Below are 16240 nucleotides of genomic sequence, written 5' to 3' on the forward strand. Positions count from 1 at the left end.
TTCCATTCTAAAAGAACCGTCTTATAGTCTCGCCGCAGGCGAATTTCGCGAGAGACGCATAAGCTGCTTTAAGGCAGGATAGCGCTGTCGTTCAACTCCCGGATTCGCCAACTTTCCTTAAGCGTCTTCCATAAGAAAACACAGGGGCTTGTCATGATTCTTTCCGCACTACGTCGAAATCTGCTGGTAGGTTCGCTGGGCCTGGCACTGAGCGCCGGTCTGATCAGCAGCGCCGTTGCCGGTGAGCAACTGCAACAGATCAAGGACAAAGGCGTTATCAACGTCGGCCTGGAAGGCACTTATCCACCGTTCAGCTTCGTTGATGCCGACGGCAAGCTGTCGGGCTTCGAAGTCGAACTGTCCGAAGCCCTGGCCAAGAAGCTGGGCGTCAAGGCCAAGATTCAGCCAACCAAGTGGGACGGCATCCTCGCCGCGCTGGAATCCAAGCGTCTGGACGTTGTGGTCAACCAAGTGACCATCTCCGACGAGCGCAAGAAGAAGTATGACTTCTCCGAGCCGTACACCATCTCCGGGATTCAGGCGCTGGTGCTGAAGGACAAGGAAGCTGCGCTGAACATCAAGTCCGCCGCTGACCTGTCCGGCAAGAAAGTCGGCGTAGGCCTGGGCACCAACTACGAGCAATGGGTTCGCGCCAACGTGCCGGGTGCCGACGTGCGCACCTATGACGATGATCCGACCAAGTTCGCCGACCTGAACAACGGTCGTACCGACGCGATTCTGATCGACCGTCTGGCCGCGCTCGAATACGCCAAGAAAGCACCGAAAACCGTAGCGGCCGGTCAGGCGTTCTCCCGTCAGGAATCCGGTATTGCCCTGCGCAAAGGCGAGCCTGAGCTGCTGGCGGCCGTGAACAAGGCCCTCGACGAGCTGCGTGCCGACGGGACCCTGGCCAAGATCTCGGAAAAGTACTTCCAAGCTGACGTCACTAAATAATGGAAGCAGCTTTCCAACTCGCACTGGACTCCGCGCCCTTTCTGCTCAAGGGCGCGTACTACACGGTAGTCCTCAGCCTCGGCGGCATGTTCTTCGGCCTGCTGCTGGGCTTTGGCCTGGCGCTGATGCGCCTGTCGCGTTTCAAATCGGTCAGCTGGCTGGCCCGCATCTACGTGTCGTTCTTTCGCGGCACGCCATTGCTGGTCCAACTGTTCGTGATCTATTACGGCTTGCCGCAAATGGGTCTGGAACTCGATCCGCTGCCGGCGGCCCTGATCGGCTTCTCGCTGAACATGGCCGCTTACGCCTGTGAAATCCTGCGGTCCGCGATCGGTTCGATCGAACGAGGCCAGTGGGAAGCGGCTGCGAGCATCGGCATGACCCGCGCGCAGACCCTGCGCCGGGCCATCCTGCCGCAAGCGATGCGCACGGCGTTGCCGCCGCTGGGCAACAGCTTCATTTCACTGGTCAAGGACACCGCGCTGGCTGCCACCATCCAGGTGCCGGAGCTGTTCCGTCAGGCACAACTGATTACCGCCCGGACTTTCGAAGTCTTCACCATGTATCTTGCCGCCGCGCTGATCTACTGGATTCTGGCCACAGTGCTGTCGCACTTCCAGAACAAGTTGGAAGAGCGGGTCAATCGGCACGACCAGGAGTCCTGACCCCATGATTGTCGTGGAAAAACTGACAAAGCAGTTCAAGGGTCAAGTCGTGCTCAACGGCATCGATCTTGAAGTGAAGGAAGGCGAGGTCGTGGCAATCATCGGCCCCAGCGGTTCGGGCAAGACCACGTTCCTGCGCTGCCTGAACTTCCTCGAACAACCCACCAGCGGCCGGATCAAGGTCGGCGATATCGAGATCGATACCAGCCGCCCGCTGAACCAGCAGCAAAGCCTGGTGCGCAACCTGCGCCAGCATGTGGGCTTCGTGTTCCAGAACTTCAACCTGTTCCCCCACCGCACCGCCCTGGAAAACGTCATCGAAGGCCCGATCGTGGTCAAGAAGATGCACCGCGACGCAGCCATTGCCCTGGGCAAGAAGCTGCTGGCCAAGGTCGGCCTGGCGGGCAAGGAAGACGCCTACCCACGGCGCCTGTCCGGTGGTCAGCAACAGCGCGTGGCGATTGCCCGGGCGCTGGCGATGGAGCCGGAAGTTATCCTGTTCGACGAGCCTACATCGGCCCTCGACCCGGAACTGGTCGGCGAAGTACTGGCGACCATTCGCGGCTTGGCCGAAGAAAAACGCACCATGGTTATCGTGACTCACGAAATGGCGTTCGCCCGTGACGTGGCCAACCGCGTGGTGTTTTTCGACAAGGGTGTGATCGTCGAGCAAGGCGAAGCCAAGGCGCTGTTTGCCAATCCGAAAGAAGAACGCACACGACAGTTTCTCAGCAAGTTCCGCAACAACGGCTGATAACTTCGCAAGTGCTATCACTCACTTCCATGGATGGAAGTAGTGTTTTCCCCGCCATACAATCCCCCTCCAAAAATAAACAATAAAACCCTTCAAAGCGCAGTACATATATATGTCCTGCAACACGTTCCCTGTGCGTAAAATTCGCCGCGTCTTGATTTTCCGCTTCGGTAGAACTCACAGCGAAACAGGCTGAAAACCGCAGCAATCTGTAGCTCTCTTCCTTACAAAGCCTAGGCTGACAGCCGCGACAATGTAGGAACCTTCTGATTAATCCGTAATTCACGGATTAACTAATCCACTCGCTTGACACCTCTTCCGGCGAACTCTTATCTAGTCTCCAACCGGCACACACTAGTTCAACAAGACACTTTCAAACTTGTACGGAACTCCGAAGTTTTATTGCCGGGTAATTCACGCCATTCGTTCTTTCGAAAACGGACTTCGCTGCAAGGCTTCAAGGAGAGAAACCGATGACCTGCATTTCAAACACCCCGCTGCTGGCACCACCGACCCTGGAAAAATCCCACGGGGCCGGTATCAACCTCATGGCGGCCGCCAACCTGACGGTCGACATCAGGCCCTGGCACGACATGGACAGTGGCGACCTGATCGAGCTGTTCTGGGATGGCTGCTACGTTGCTTCCCGCGTGCTGAATGCCGGGGATGTCGGAAGCACGGTCAGCCTGCGGGTGCCGGAAAGCTTCATCATCAGCGGTTCGCCGCGCGTGCATTACCGGGTCATGCAGGTCGGAAGAAACCCGGCTCTGTCGGCCAGCGCACGGTTCCAGGTCAAGCTCGACTGCCCGGGCGGGCAATTCGCGGCAGACTGCGCGGAGGAAAACCAGTACCTGCTGCCGGTCAGTCTTCCCGAGGTCATTCGCCGACGCGGGATCAACCCGAACCAGATCAAGCGCGGCGTTCCCCTGACTATCGAGCCTTACCTGAACATGGCCGAGGGTGACGAAATCACCCTGCGCTGGGGCGATGTACGCATGGATCTGCCGCCTATTACCCAATCCGATATCGGTCACGGCATTCAGGTCTGGGTGCCCCCGGCAATCATCGTCGAAGCCGGCGAAGACCTGCGGCTGGATGTGACCTATTGCATCATCGACCGGGTCGGCAACAACTCGCGTTGGGCACCATCACAGACGCTGAAAATCGGTTGCGTGAATCCTTATCTGAAAGTGCCCTTGAGGCAGATTCCCATGGCCGCGGAGCGTAAAGCCGAGTGAGCTTTTGATCTTCTATGCATATTCCTAAAAGTTAGTTTATTTAATATTTATACGCGCTTAGGGTATATGAACCGGACCACCGGACATTCTTTCGTTCGCCGCACTTTTGCGGCGTTTTTCATGAGATGTGAGGTAGGTAACATGGTCCGGAACACAATCACCCCAGTGCAAATCGCCAGGGCATTGCGTGCAGCCAAGGAGTGGCACTGATGTCCAGTCTGGCAGACGCAAACGTCCAGAGTGACCTGGACATCGCCCCGCTGTTGTTGCCCGCGCAAGTGCTGCGCAACGACGCTCAAGCCATCAAGGCTGCACATGAACTGGCGCAAGTCGCCCGCGTGCAGGCCGCCAAACGTGACCGCCAGCGCAAGCTGCCGTGGTCGGAAGTCGAACAGTTCACCCGCAGCGGCCTGGGCAGCATCGCGATTCCGCGCGAGTACGGCGGCCCGCAGGTTTCCTTCGTCACCCTGGCCGAGGTGTTCGCGATCATTTCCGCGGCCGACCCGGCACTGGGACAGATCCCGCAGAACCAGTTCGGCATCATCAACCTGATCCTCGGCAGCGCCACCGAAGAGCAGAAAAAACAATTGCTGCAGAGCGTGCTCGAAGGCTGGCGCATCGGTAACGCCGGGCCTGAACGCGGCACCAAAGACACCCTGGAGCTGAAAGCGCGCATCACCGCCGATGGCGATGACTACGTGATCAACGGCCAGAAGTTCTATTCCACCGGCGCCCTCTTCGCCCACTGGGTCGCGGTCAAGGCACTCAACGATGACGGCAGGCAAGTGCTGGCCTTCGTCCGTCGTGGCACACCGGGATTGCGCATCGTCGACGACTGGTCCGGTTTCGGCCAGCGCACCACGGCCAGCGGCACAATCCTGCTGAACAACGTGCGGGTCGATGCTGGTCTTGTGGTAGACAACTGGAAGATCAACGAAAAGCCCAACACCCAGGGCGCGGTGTCGCAGCTGATTCAGGCGGCCATCGACGCCGGCATCGCCCGTGGCGCCATCGATGACGCCATCGAATTCGTCAAGACCCGCGCCCGGCCGTGGATCGATGCCAAGGTCGAACGCGCCAGTGATGACCTCTACGTGATCGCCGACATCGGCAAACTGAAAATCGAACTGCACGCCGCCGAAGCGCTGCTGCGCAAGGCCGGTCAGGTGCTGGATCAGGTGCACGCCGCGCCACTCACCGCAGAGTCCGCCGCCCGCGCCTCGATTGCCGTGGCCGAAGCCAAGGTGCTGACCACCGAAATCTCGCTGCTGGCCAGCGAAAAGCTCTTCGAACTGGCCGGCAGCCGCGCCACCCTCGCCGAATTCAACCTCGACCGTCACTGGCGCAACGCACGGGTGCACACCCTGCACGACCCTGTGCGCTGGAAGTACCACGCGGTCGGCGCCTATCGCCTCAACGGCAAGTTGCCCGCTCGCCATTCCTGGATCTGACGACCAGAACACTTTTGACCAGATCTCTGGAGAAACACATGACTCTTTCTCATCCCGTCGCGGTCATCACCAGCGACGAGCAAGCCCTGATCGTCGCCAGCGACCTGGCCGAAGACTTCCAGCGCGACAGCAACCTGCGCGACCGCGAACGCCGCCTGCCGCTGCCGGAACTCGACGTGTTTTCCCGCTCCGGCCTGTGGGGCATCAGCGTGCCCAAGGAATACGGCGGCGCCGGCGTGTCCAACGTGACCCTGGCCAACGTCATCGCCCTGATCGCCCGGGCCGATGGCTCGCTCGGGCAGATTCCGCAGAACCATTTCTATGCCCTCGAAGTACTCCGGGTGAATGGCAGCCACGAGCAGAAACAACGTCTGTACGCCGAAGTCCTCGCCGGCCAGCGCTTCGGCAATGCCCTGGCAGAACTGGGCACCAAGACTGCCCACGATCGGGTTACCAGCCTGAAACGCGACGGCAGCGGTTATCGCATCAACGGTCGCAAGTTTTATGCAACCGGCGCCATTTACGCCCAACGCATCCCGACCTCAGTGGTCGATGAAGACGGAGTGCAGCAACTGGCGTTTGTCCCGCGTGACAGCAAAGGCCTGACGGTGATCGACGACTGGAGCGGCTTCGGCCAGCGCACCACCGGCAGTGGTTCGGTGGTGTTCGAGGACGTGTATGTCGCCGCCGAAGATGTCATTCCGTTCCAGAGCGCTTTCGAACGCCCGACCACCGTCGGCCCGCTGGCGCAGATTCTTCACGCCGCCATCGACACCGGCATCGCCCGCGCCGCCTACGAAGATGCGCTGCACTTCGTGCGCAGCAAGACCCGGCCATGGATCGACTCGGGCAACGACAAAGCCACCGAAGACCCACTGACCCTCAAGAGTTTCGGCCACTTGAGCATCCGCCTGCACGCCACCGAAGCCCTGCTCGAACGCGCCGGCGAATTCCTCGATGCGGCCCAGGCCGAGAGCAACGCCGAGACGGTTGCAGCAGCCTCGATTGCCGTCGCTGAAGCACGGGCGATCAGCACTGAAATTTCTCTGGCCGCCGGCAGCACGTTGTTCGAACTGGCCGGCAGCCAGGCCACCCTGATCGAGCACGGCCTCGACCGTCACTGGCGCAACGCCCGGGTGCACACCCTGCACGACCCGGTGCGCTGGAAGTATCACGCGGTCGGCAATTACTACCTCAACGATGAAAACCCTCCGCTGCGAGGGACCATCTGATGAGCAAGAAAAAGATCCTGCTCAATGCGTTCAACATGAACTGCATCGGCCACATCAACCACGGGTTGTGGACCCATCCACGGGACACCTCGACCCAATACAAGACCATTGAATACTGGACCGAACTGGCGCAATTGCTGGAGCGTGGGCTGTTCGACGGTCTGTTCATCGCAGACATCGTCGGCGTGTACGACGTCTACCAAAACTCAGTGGACGTCACGCTGAAAGAGTCAATCCAGCTGCCGGTCAACGATCCGCTGCTGCTGGTGTCGGCCATGTCAGCGGTGACCAAAAATCTGGGTTTCGGCCTGACCGCCAACCTCACCTACGAGCCGCCGTATCTGTTCGCCCGACGCATGTCGACCCTCGATCACCTGAGCCGTGGACGGGTGGGCTGGAACATCGTCACCGGTTATCTGGACAGCGCCGCCAAGGCCATGGGCCTCAGTGAACAGGTCGAGCATGACCGGCGTTACGACCAGGCCGACGAGTACCTCGAAGTCCTCTACAAACTCTGGGAAGGCAGCTGGGAAAACGATGCGGTGCTCAACGATCCGCAGCAGCGGATCTACGCGCAGCCAAACAAGGTGCACAAGGTCGAGCACAAGGGCGAGTTCTATCAGGTCGAGGGTTATCACCTCTGCGAGCCGTCGCCGCAGCGCACGCCGGTGCTGTTCCAGGCCGGCAGTTCGGAGCGCGGTCTGCTGTTCGCCGGGCGTCATGCCGAGTGCGTGTTCATCAGCGGTCAGAACAAACCGTCGACCAAAGTGCAGGTGGACAAGGTCCGCGCCAGCGCCGTCGAGGCAGGTCGCAATCCCGAGGACATCAAGGTGTTCATGGGCCTCAACGTGATCGTCGGCGAGACCGAGGACGCGGCCTGGGCCAAGCATGCCGAATACCTGAGCTACGCCAGCGCCGAAGCGGGCGTGGCGCATTTTTCGGCGTCCACCGGCATCGATTTTTCCCAGTACGAAATCGACGAGCCCATCCAGTACGTCAAGAGCAACGCAATCCAGTCCGCCACCAAAAACCTGCAGAACAACGACTGGACCCGCCGCAAGTTGCTCGACCAGCACGCCCTCGGCGGGCGCTACATCACCGTGGTCGGCTCGCCGCAGCAAGTGGCGGATGAACTGGAATCGTGGATCGCCGAAACCGGCCTCGACGGCTTCAACCTGACCCGCATCGTCACCCCGGAAAGCTATGTGGATTTCATCGATCTGGTGATTCCGGAACTGCAACGGCGCGGCTCGTACAAGACCGCGTACGACACCGGCAGCCTGCGGGAAAAACTGTTTCACGGCGAAGCACATCTGCCGCAGCAGCACACCGGTGCCCACTACCGACACACCTCCTCGCACTGACTGGAAAACCACCATGACCAAGAAACGCCTGTCCCACCCAGTCAAAGCACTGGCCCTGGCCTTCGGCCTGTTCAGCTCGGCGGTTTTCGCCGCCGACGCGCCGTTGAAAATCGGCACCACCGCAGCCTTCGCGATTCCGCTGGAAGCGGCCGTCGAGGAAGCCTCCAAACAAGGCCTGAAAGTCGAGCTCGTGGAGTTCACCGACTGGATCGCGCCGAACGTCAGCCTCGCCGCCGGCGACATCGACGTGAACTACTTCCAGCACATCCCGTTCCTGGAAAACGCCAAGGCGGCCTCCGGTTTCGACCTGGTGCCGTTCGCCCCGGGGATCATCAACAACGTCGGCCTGTACTCGAAGAAATACAAAAGCTTCGCTGAGCTGCCGGAGGGCGCCAGCGTCGCCATCGCCAACGACCCGATCAACAGCGGTCGCGGCCTGCAACTGCTGGCCAAGGCCGGTCTGATCACGTTGAAACCGGGCGTCGGCTACAAGGCCACCGAAGACGACATCGTCGCCAACCCGAAGAAGATCAAGATCCTGCAAGTCGAAGCCGTGCAACTGGTACGCGCCTACGATGACGCCGATCTGGTCCAGGGCTACCCGGCCTACATCCGACTGGCGAAGACTTTCGACGCCGGCTCCGCGCTGCTGTTCGACGGCCTCGACCACAAGGAATACGTGATCCAGTTCGTGATCCAGCCGAAGAGCAAGACCGATCCGCGTCTGATCAAGTTCGTCGACATCTACCAGCATTCGCCGGCCGTACGCGCCGCGCTGGATAAAGCCCACGGCAAGCTGTACCAGGCCGGTTGGGAAAGCTGAGGATGACCGCGGCCATTCAACGGCGACTGGATCTTCCAGAGCCACCCGCGCTGGCACAGCGCACCGAGCTGCATCCCGAACTGAACCGCGCCCATGTGCGTTTCGTCGGGCTCGGCAAAACCTACGACGGCAAGCAAGGCCCGGTCGCAGCCCTGCAAGGCATCGACCTGGCGATCCAGCGCGGTGAAGTGTTCGGCATCATCGGTCGCAGCGGCGCCGGCAAGTCGTCGCTGATCCGCACCATCAACCGCCTCGAACAACCGACCTCGGGCCGAGTGCTGATCGATCAGGTGGACATCGGCGAGTACGACGAGGATCGCCTCGTCGCCCTGCGTCGGCGGATCGGCATGATCTTCCAGCACTTCAATCTGATGTCGGCAAAAACGGTGTGGCAGAACGTCGAACTGCCGCTGAAAGTCGCCGGTGTCCCGAAGGAGCAACGGGAAAAAAAGGTTCGCGAACTGCTGGAGCTGGTGGGCCTGCAAGCCAAGCACAAGGCGTATCCGGCGCAGCTGTCCGGCGGGCAGAAACAGCGCGTCGGCATCGCCCGCGCACTGGTGCACGACCCGGACATTTTGCTGTGTGACGAAGCCACTTCAGCGCTGGATCCGGAAACCACTCAGTCGATCCTCGGCCTGCTGCGCGAGATCAACAAACGCCTGGGCCTGACCATCGTGCTGATCACTCACGAGATGGCCGTGATCCGGGAAATCTGCGACCGCGTCGTCGTGCTGGAACATGGCCGCATTGTCGAGCAAGGCCCCGTCTGGGAAGTGTTCGGCAACCCGCAGCACGAAGTCAGCCAGACCTTGCTCGCACCGCTGCAACACGCCTTGCCCGAAGAATTGCAAAGCCGTTTGCAGGCGCAACCATCGTCGTCCGATGCCTCTGTGGTGTTGCGCTTGCAGTTCACCGGCAGCCAGCAGGACGAACCGGATCTGGCCGCGCTGTTCGCCGCGCTCGGCGGTCGGGTGAAATTGCTGCAGGGCGGCGTGGAACGGATTCAGGGGCACGCGCTCGGGCAACTGTTGCTGGCGGTGGCAGGCTCGAAGCTGAACGCCGAGGAATTGCGTCAGCGCGCCGGCCAATGGGCACAACGCACGGAGGTGCTGGGCTATGTGGTTTGATCGCTTGTTGCAGGGTTTCATCGATACGTTTCTGATGGTCGGCGTTTCATCGCTGATCGCGCTGCTGGCGGGTATTCCGATGGCAGTGATTCTGGTCACCAGCGACAAGGGCGGGATCTACGAAGCGCCGGTGCTGAATCGCGCGCTGGGCGCGTTCGTGAATCTGTTTCGCTCGATTCCGTTCCTGATCCTGATGGTCGCGCTGATCCCGTTCACCCGGCTGATCGTCGGCACCACCTACGGAGTGTGGGCGGCCGTAGTGCCGTTGACCATCGCGGCCACGCCGTTCTTTGCGCGGATTGCCGAGGTGAGCCTGCGCGAAGTCGACCACGGCTTGATCGAAGCCGCGCAAGCCATGGGGTGCCGACGCTGGCACATCATCTGGCACGTGTTGTTGCCTGAAGCGCTACCGGGGATCGTTGGCGGTTTCACCATCACCCTGGTGACGATGATCAACTCATCGGCCATGGCCGGGGCGATTGGCGCTGGCGGTCTGGGCGACATCGCTTATCGCTACGGCTATCAACGCTTTGATAGCCAGATCATGCTGACCGTGATCGTGCTGCTGGTGGCGCTGGTAGCGGTGATTCAGCTGGGTGGCGATCGTCTGGCACGAGGGTTGAACAAGCGCTGAACTGCATGGCGTATAGTCGGCAACATCCATTGCCAGCGCAGTCCGACCATGAAGCAGACCCCCACCGATCTGGAACAGATCACCTCCACTACCCTCGGCCACTACAACGCGGTGGCCGAGGATTTTCGTGAAGGCACCCGCGACCACGATGTCAGCCAGAACATCGATGCACTGCTGCGGCACATTCACGCTGAGGCGCCGTTTTCCATCCTCGATTTCGGCTGTGGACCTGGGCGGGATTTGCAGACCTTCACGCGCATGGGTCACGTCGCCGTCGGCCTCGACGGCGCGGAAAAATTCGCGCAGATGGCCCGGGAAGACAGCGGCTGCGAGGTGTGGTGCCAGGATTTTCTGAAGCTGGATCTGCCGGCAGAACGCTTCGACGGCATCTTCGCCAATGCAGTGCTGTTTCATGTGCCGTTGCAGGAATTGCCACGGGTTCTGCAGCAGTTACACGGGACACTGAAGCCGGGTGGGGTGTTGTTCAGTTCCAACCCGCGTGGGGATAACCGTGAAGGCTGGAACGGGCCGCGTTATGGCTCGTACCACGATCTTGAAGCCTGGCGCGGATTGCTGACCGCTGCCGGGTTCGTGGAACTTGAGCATTACTACCGACCGGCGGGGCTGCCGCGTGAACAGCAGCCCTGGCTGGCGAGTGTCTGGCGCAAGATCTGATTCCCCTCACCCCAGGGTGAGGGAAGCTTTTGATCTAATTTTTCTTCGGCTCGCGAATCTTGTACCAGGCCACATACAGCGCCGGCAGAAACAGCAGCGTCAGCAACGTCGCAATCACGATCCCGCCGATCATCGCGTAGGCCATCGGCCCCCAGAACACTTCCCGGGCGATCGGGATCATGCCCATGCTCGCCGCCGCCGCGGTGAGCAGGATCGGCCGGCGCCGGTGCTCGGTCGCTTCCACCACCGCATCCCAGGGCGCGTAGCCTTTTTGCTCGTACTCTTCGATCTGCGTCACGAGGATCACCGAGTTGCGGATGATGATGCCGATCAGCGCCAGAATCCCCAGGATCGCCACGAAGCCCATCGGCGTACCGGTCGGCACCAGCGCCAGCACCACGCCGATCAGCCCGAGCGGCGCGACACTGGCCACCAGGAACAGCTTCTGCACGCTGTGCAACTGGATCATCAGGAAGGTCGCCATCAGGAACAGCATCAGCGGCAAGACCTTGGCAATCGGCCCCTGCGCCTTGCCGCTCTCCTCGACCGTACCGCCAGTGGCGACCTTGTAGCCCACCGGCAGTTTGGCCGCGAAGGCATCGATGGTGGGCTTGAGGACTTTCACCAGATCGGTCGGCTGGATTTCATCGCGCACCGAGGCCTTGATGGTGATGGTCGGCAAACGGTCGCGACGCCACACCAGCGGCTGCTCCAGTTCATATCGCACCGTGGCGAAGGCCAGCAGCGGAATCGACGTGCCGTTGGGCGTGACGATCTGCAGGTTTTGCAGGGTTTCCGGTGTACCGCGTTCGGAATCCACCGCGCGACCGACCACGTTGATCAGGTAGATATCGTCGTCGACCTGGGTCAGCGGCGAGCCACTGACAATGCTGTTCATCAGGTTGGCCACATCTTCCGATGACAGGCCGAGCTGACGCGCCTTGTCCTGAGCGATGTCGATGCGCAGGACTTTGCCGGGTTCGTTCCAGTCGTAAATGATCTCGCCGATGTGCGGGCTCTTGTCCAGTTCGGTGGCCAGGTCGATGGCGTGCTTGCGCACCTGATCGACGTCCTTGCCGCTGACCCGGTACTGGATCGGACGGCCCACCGGCGGGCCCATTTCCAGGGCTTGCACGTAACTGCCAATGCCGACGAAATCCTTGCGCAGACGATCACGCAGGCGCTGGCTCAAGGCTTCGCGGGCCTTGAAGTCTTTGCTGACGATCACCAGTTGCGCGTAGTACGGGTTCTGCAATTGCTGGTCCAGCGGCAGGTAGAAACGGATTGCGCCCTGGCCGATGTAAGTGCTCCAGCGCACGATGTCCGGGTCGCCCTTGAGCGAGGCTTCGAGCTTGTCGACGGCCTTGCGGGTTTCATCGATCGAGGCGTTTTGCGGCAGGTTCAGATCGACCAGAATTTCCGGACGATCGGACGACGGGAAGAACTGGTTCTGCACAAAGCGCATGCAGAACACTGCAAGGACAAAACACAGCACCGTGATACCGATCGCCCACCAGCGATTGCGCATGCACCACAGCAGACCGCCATTGAACGCCCGCCCGATGCGTCCGGGTTCGGCTTCATGGGGTTTTACGTTGGTGCTGAGGATGTGCACGCCGATCACCGGTGCGAAGAACACCGCCACCACCCACGACACGATCATTGCCACCGCGATCACCGCGAACAGCGTGTAGGTGTACTCACCGGCGGAGCTGGCGTTGAGACCAATCGGCACGAAACCGGCCACTGTCACCAGCGTACCGGTAAGCATCGGAAACGCTGTGGAAGTGTAGGCGAACGTCGCCGCCTGCTCCTTGCTCTCGCCCATCTCCAGACGCGTCACCATCATCTCCACGGTGATCATCGCATCGTCCACCAGCAACCCGAGGGCGATGATCAATGCACCCAGAGAAATCCGCTGCATGGTGATGCCGCTGTACTCCATGTACACAAACACCATCGCCAGCACCAACGGGATCGAGCACGCCACCACCAGCCCGGCACGCACGCCGAGGCTGATGAAACTCACCACCAGCACGATGACCACCGCTTCGAACAGCGCACTGGTGAAGCCGCCGACCGCCTCTTCCACCACCACGGCCTGATCGGAAACCGTGTGCACGCCAACCCCCACCGGCAGGTCGGCGGTGAGTTCATCGATACGCGCGTGCAGGGCCTTACCGAATGCCTGAACGTTGCCACCCTTCTGCATCGCAATAGCCAGGCCAATGGCCGGCTTGCCGTCGAAGCGGAACTCCGGCGTTGCCGGGTCGACATAACCGCGACTGATCTCGGCGATGTCGGCCAGACGATAGAAACGGTCATTGAGTTTGAGATTGACCTCGGCCAGATCCTTTTCCGAGGCGAACTGCCCGGAGGTACGCACCGAAATGCGTTCCGGTCCGGCCTCGATCACACCTGCCGGGGTCACGGCGTTCTGCGATTGCAGGCTCTGCACCACCTGACGCTGGTCGATGCCCAGCGCCGCCAGTTTGCGGGTCGAGAAGTTCAGGTACAGCACTTCGTCCTGCTGGCCGATCATTTCGATCTTGCCCAGCCCCGGCACACCGCGGATCTCGGCGCGGGCCTGTTCCACGTAATCGCGCAACTGGCGCATCGTCAGGCCGTCGGCCGTGAACGCATAGACCGAACCGAAGACGTCACCGAACTCGTCGTTGAATCCCGGCCCCTGAATGCCCTGGGGAAACTGGCCGCGAATGTCGTTGATCTTCTTGCGCACCTGGTACCAGATTTCCGGAATGTCCTTGGCGCTGGTGGTGTCGCGCAGGTAGACGTAGACCGTTGACTCGCCGGGGCGCGTGTAGCTTTTCACGTAGTCGAGGGAATCGAGTTCCTCGAGTTTTTTCTCGATGCGGTCCGTGACCTGCTTGAGCGTTTCTTCCTGGGTCGCACCCGGCCACTTGGTCTGGATCACCATGGTCTTGATGGTGAACGACGGGTCTTCCTCGCGCCCCAGATTGATGTACGAGAACACCCCCATCAGCAGCCCGACGAACATCAGATACCAGACGAACGACTGATGCTTGAGGGCCCATTCGGAGAGATTGAAAGACCCTTTCATTGACTGTCCTCGTCGAGTTTCACGGCTTGTCCGGGTTTGAGGCTGTTGACGCCGGCGCTGACCACACGCTCGCCGGACTTGACCCCACCGGCCAGCACCACGGTGCTGTCGGTGCGGCTGGTCACGCTGACGTCACGCGGGGCAACGGTTTTGTTTTGCGGGTCGATCACCCAGATCCGGGTTTTACCGTCGGCCTCCTGCAAGGCTGTCGCGGGCAATTCGATTCGCGGCTTGATCGCCGAACTGAGGGTCACGCTGATCGCCGTACCGAGGCGGAATCCGGGCGGCGTTGAAGCCAGCGTCAAACGCGCGCGGCGGGTACGGGTGGCGCTTTGTGCCTGAGGCTCGATTTCACGGATGACGGCCGTGGTGTTGATGCTCGGATCGAGTTGCCCGGCCACCAGAAACACCACGTCGCTGGGAATCTGGTCGACCAGCGTGTCCGGCAGATCGATCACCGCTTCCTTGATATCCGGTTGCGCCAGCGTCACCACTTGCTGGCCGGCCGTCACCACCTGACCGGCTTCGGCGTTCCATGCGGTGACCACGGCTTTATGGTCGGAGCGCAGCTCGGTGTAGCCGAGCTGATCCTTGCTCTGGTTGACCGCCGCCCGCGCCTGATCGAGGGACGCCTGGGTGGTCTTCAGATCAGTGGTGGCGATGTCCAGTTGCGCCTGGGCGCCGACGCCGCGATCAAACAGCGCCTGCTGCCGCCGAGCGTTGGCCTGGGCGTTGATCAGTTGTGCTTCGACTTTCGCCAGATCGCCCTGGGCCGAACGCAACTGGTTCTGCTGGTCGGACGGATCGAGGGTGGCGAGCAAGGTGCCCTTCTGCACCTCGGCGCCGACATCGACGTTGCGGCTGGCGATGCGCCCGCCGACGCGAAAACCGGTGTTGCTCTCGTAGCGCGCCTGAATGCTGCCGGCGAAACGGCCGAGGTTTTCCTCGCTCAGCGCTTCGACCTTGATCGACAGCACCGGGCGCACCGGCTCCGGCGGTGGCTCGTTCTTGGAACAGGCACCCAGCAGCAGCCCGATCGACATCACCCACAAAGGCTTCATGGCTGCGCTCCCGATTGCAGATCCTTGTAGGTGTTCTCGGCGATCTCGACTTTCATCCCCGGATGCAGCAGTTGCCCGCCGGCAATGATCACTTTCTCGCCGCCCGTGAGGCCGGCGCTGATGATCACGTGCCCGGTCAGGTAGCGGCCGACGGTGACGTTGTGCAGTTGCGCCTCACCTTTGTCGTCCACCATCCACACCGCAGGTTCGCTGATGTTTTTGGTCAGGGCCGACCACGGCAATTCCACCGCCGATTTGCCGCTGCCCTTGGCGGTGGCGCTGACCACCGAACCGAGCTGCATGCCCTGCGGCAGACTGTCGAGGGTAACTTTGACCTGCACCGTGCCGGACTGCGCCGACACCGCCGGGGTGATTTCACGAACAGTGCCAGTGGTCTTGATTTGCGGGTTGTCGAGCAGGCTGACGACAATCGAACGCTCCGCCGGGCGCTCGGCCAGCAGCGATTCGTAAACGTTGAACACCGCGTCGCGGTCGCCGTCCCGGGCCAGGCTGAAAATCGGCGCGGTGGCCTGAACCACCTGGCCGACTTCGGCCTGACGCTCGGTGATGATGCCGGGTGCATCGGCGATCAGCGCGGTGTAACTCAGTTGATCCCTGGCATTGGCCAACTGCGCCTGGGCCGCGCTCAAGGCACTCTGGCTGCTGCGCAATGCGGCTTGTGCGGAATCGTATTCGCTCTGGCTGGTGTAACCCTTGGGCAACAGTTTCTGCTGCCGGACGAATGCGGCGGCGCTCTGTTTGACCCGCGCCTGCTCGGCCAGCACCTGGGCCTGGGCGGAGTCGACGTTGGTCTGCAAGTCCTTGGGATCGAGTTTGGCCAGCACTTGTTTGGCCGAAACGCGGTCACCGACATCGACCATGCGCTGGATGATCTTGCCGCCGACCCGGAACGACAATTCGGTCTGCACCCGCGCCTGAACGTCACCGGTGAGGGTCACGGACGCCGCGAAGTCCGCGGGTTTGACCTCTTGTACAAAGACCCGTGGCAGGTATTCCTGAGGCGGCTTCTTTTCGCTGCAGGCCGCGAGCCAAGCGAGCAGGCTCAGCATCACCGCTGTTTTCAATCCGGGACTCGCCATGCAGACTCCTTCCTGTGTACGAACGTGCAAGTGACGGTACGACTGTGAGCTTAGAACAGGGTTCAACCTTCGTCCGGGCG

At 61.2% G+C, this 16240-nt stretch carries 14 protein-coding genes; 11 read left to right on the forward strand and 3 right to left on the reverse strand.

Features of this window, described 5'->3' with window-relative positions:
• Positions 1–153 precede the first annotated feature (153 nt).
• The 11 genes from tcyJ to AC1RME_RS12895 all read left to right on the forward strand — a co-directional run bounded on the left by tcyJ (position 154) and on the right by AC1RME_RS12895 (position 10917).
• Entirely contained in the window at positions 154–954 is an 801-nt protein-coding gene (tcyJ, locus tag AC1RME_RS12845) for a cystine ABC transporter substrate-binding protein (protein ID WP_096821892.1), read from the forward strand.
• A complete protein-coding gene (tcyL, locus tag AC1RME_RS12850; RefSeq protein ID WP_085733348.1) occupies positions 954–1619 on the forward strand; it encodes a cystine ABC transporter permease in 666 nt (221 codons plus the stop codon). Before tcyJ ends, tcyL begins: the two co-directional genes overlap by 1 nt.
• Before the next feature lie 4 nt (positions 1620–1623).
• The gene (gene tcyN, locus AC1RME_RS12855; protein ID WP_493071503.1) at positions 1624–2373 is read left to right on the forward strand and encodes an L-cystine ABC transporter ATP-binding protein TcyN; all 750 of its coding nucleotides are present in this window, start codon (positions 1624–1626) and stop codon (positions 2371–2373) included.
• 473 nt (positions 2374–2846) lie between these two features.
• A complete protein-coding gene (locus AC1RME_RS12860; RefSeq protein WP_493091348.1) occupies positions 2847–3611 on the forward strand; it encodes a hypothetical protein in 765 nt (254 codons plus the stop codon).
• A 209-nt stretch (positions 3612–3820) separates the two neighbouring features.
• Positions 3821–5062, forward strand: coding sequence for an SfnB family sulfur acquisition oxidoreductase (locus AC1RME_RS12865; protein ID WP_102620589.1), 1242 nt, complete (start codon positions 3821–3823; stop codon positions 5060–5062).
• Between the two features lie 38 nt (positions 5063–5100).
• Entirely contained in the window at positions 5101–6294 is a 1194-nt protein-coding gene (locus AC1RME_RS12870; protein ID WP_096821888.1) for an SfnB family sulfur acquisition oxidoreductase, read from the forward strand.
• Positions 6294–7658: an LLM class flavin-dependent oxidoreductase gene (locus tag AC1RME_RS12875; protein WP_493091350.1), complete on the forward strand. Its 1365-nt coding sequence runs from the start codon at positions 6294–6296 to the stop codon at positions 7656–7658. Before AC1RME_RS12870 ends, AC1RME_RS12875 begins: the two co-directional genes overlap by 1 nt.
• A gap of 13 nt (positions 7659–7671) precedes the next feature.
• Entirely contained in the window at positions 7672–8481 is an 810-nt protein-coding gene (locus AC1RME_RS12880) for a MetQ/NlpA family ABC transporter substrate-binding protein (RefSeq protein WP_096821886.1), read from the forward strand.
• 2 nt (positions 8482–8483) lie between these two features.
• Positions 8484–9608 (forward strand): methionine ABC transporter ATP-binding protein, encoded by a 1125-nt coding sequence (locus AC1RME_RS12885; RefSeq protein WP_085712685.1) that lies wholly within the window; start codon positions 8484–8486, stop codon positions 9606–9608.
• Positions 9598–10242: a methionine ABC transporter permease gene (locus tag AC1RME_RS12890; RefSeq protein WP_096821885.1), complete on the forward strand. Its 645-nt coding sequence runs from the start codon at positions 9598–9600 to the stop codon at positions 10240–10242. The genes AC1RME_RS12885 and AC1RME_RS12890 overlap by 11 nt, the downstream gene beginning before the upstream one ends.
• Positions 10243–10290: 48 nt before the next feature.
• Positions 10291–10917 (forward strand): class I SAM-dependent methyltransferase, encoded by a 627-nt coding sequence (locus tag AC1RME_RS12895; protein WP_096821884.1) that lies wholly within the window; start codon positions 10291–10293, stop codon positions 10915–10917.
• Positions 10918–10951: 34 nt separating this feature from the next.
• Here AC1RME_RS12895 and AC1RME_RS12900 read toward each other — a convergent pair whose 3' ends face one another.
• The 3 genes from AC1RME_RS12900 to AC1RME_RS12910 are packed head-to-tail and all read right to left on the reverse strand — an operon-like array spanning position 10952 to position 16160.
• A complete protein-coding gene (locus AC1RME_RS12900; protein ID WP_096821883.1) occupies positions 10952–13999 on the reverse strand; it encodes an efflux RND transporter permease subunit in 3048 nt (1015 codons plus the stop codon).
• Positions 13996–15060: an efflux RND transporter periplasmic adaptor subunit gene (locus tag AC1RME_RS12905; protein WP_096821882.1), complete on the reverse strand. Its 1065-nt coding sequence runs from the start codon at positions 15058–15060 to the stop codon at positions 13996–13998. The genes AC1RME_RS12900 and AC1RME_RS12905 overlap by 4 nt, the downstream gene beginning before the upstream one ends.
• Positions 15057–16160, reverse strand: a complete 1104-nt coding sequence (locus tag AC1RME_RS12910; protein ID WP_096821881.1) for an efflux RND transporter periplasmic adaptor subunit — start codon at positions 16158–16160, stop codon at positions 15057–15059. Before AC1RME_RS12910 ends, AC1RME_RS12905 begins: the two co-directional genes overlap by 4 nt.
• Positions 16161–16240: the final 80 nt, after the last annotated feature.

It is taken from the genome of Pseudomonas sp. GW822-FHT03F08 (assembly GCF_058801265.1).

Excerpts from the sequence above, each read along its gene's own strand:
- tcyJ (WP_096821892.1), top strand. The coding sequence starts at position 154 with ATGATTCTTTCCGCACTACGTCGAAATCTGCTGGTAGGTTCGCTGGGC.
- tcyL (WP_085733348.1), top strand. The coding sequence starts at position 954 with ATGGAAGCAGCTTTCCAACTCGCACTGGACTCCGCGCCCTTTCTGCTC.
- tcyN (WP_493071503.1), top strand. The coding sequence starts at position 1,624 with ATGATTGTCGTGGAAAAACTGACAAAGCAGTTCAAGGGTCAAGTCGTG.
- AC1RME_RS12860 (WP_493091348.1), top strand. The coding sequence starts at position 2,847 with ATGACCTGCATTTCAAACACCCCGCTGCTGGCACCACCGACCCTGGAA.
- AC1RME_RS12865 (WP_102620589.1), top strand. The coding sequence starts at position 3,821 with ATGTCCAGTCTGGCAGACGCAAACGTCCAGAGTGACCTGGACATCGCC.
- AC1RME_RS12870 (WP_096821888.1), top strand. The coding sequence starts at position 5,101 with ATGACTCTTTCTCATCCCGTCGCGGTCATCACCAGCGACGAGCAAGCC.
- AC1RME_RS12875 (WP_493091350.1), top strand. The coding sequence starts at position 6,294 with ATGAGCAAGAAAAAGATCCTGCTCAATGCGTTCAACATGAACTGCATC.
- AC1RME_RS12880 (WP_096821886.1), top strand. The coding sequence starts at position 7,672 with ATGACCAAGAAACGCCTGTCCCACCCAGTCAAAGCACTGGCCCTGGCC.
- AC1RME_RS12885 (WP_085712685.1), top strand. The coding sequence starts at position 8,484 with ATGACCGCGGCCATTCAACGGCGACTGGATCTTCCAGAGCCACCCGCG.
- AC1RME_RS12890 (WP_096821885.1), top strand. The coding sequence starts at position 9,598 with ATGTGGTTTGATCGCTTGTTGCAGGGTTTCATCGATACGTTTCTGATG.
- AC1RME_RS12895 (WP_096821884.1), top strand. The coding sequence starts at position 10,291 with ATGAAGCAGACCCCCACCGATCTGGAACAGATCACCTCCACTACCCTC.
- AC1RME_RS12900 (WP_096821883.1), bottom strand. The coding sequence starts at position 13,999 with ATGAAAGGGTCTTTCAATCTCTCCGAATGGGCCCTCAAGCATCAGTCG.
- AC1RME_RS12905 (WP_096821882.1), bottom strand. The coding sequence starts at position 15,060 with ATGAAGCCTTTGTGGGTGATGTCGATCGGGCTGCTGCTGGGTGCCTGT.
- AC1RME_RS12910 (WP_096821881.1), bottom strand. The coding sequence starts at position 16,160 with ATGGCGAGTCCCGGATTGAAAACAGCGGTGATGCTGAGCCTGCTCGCT.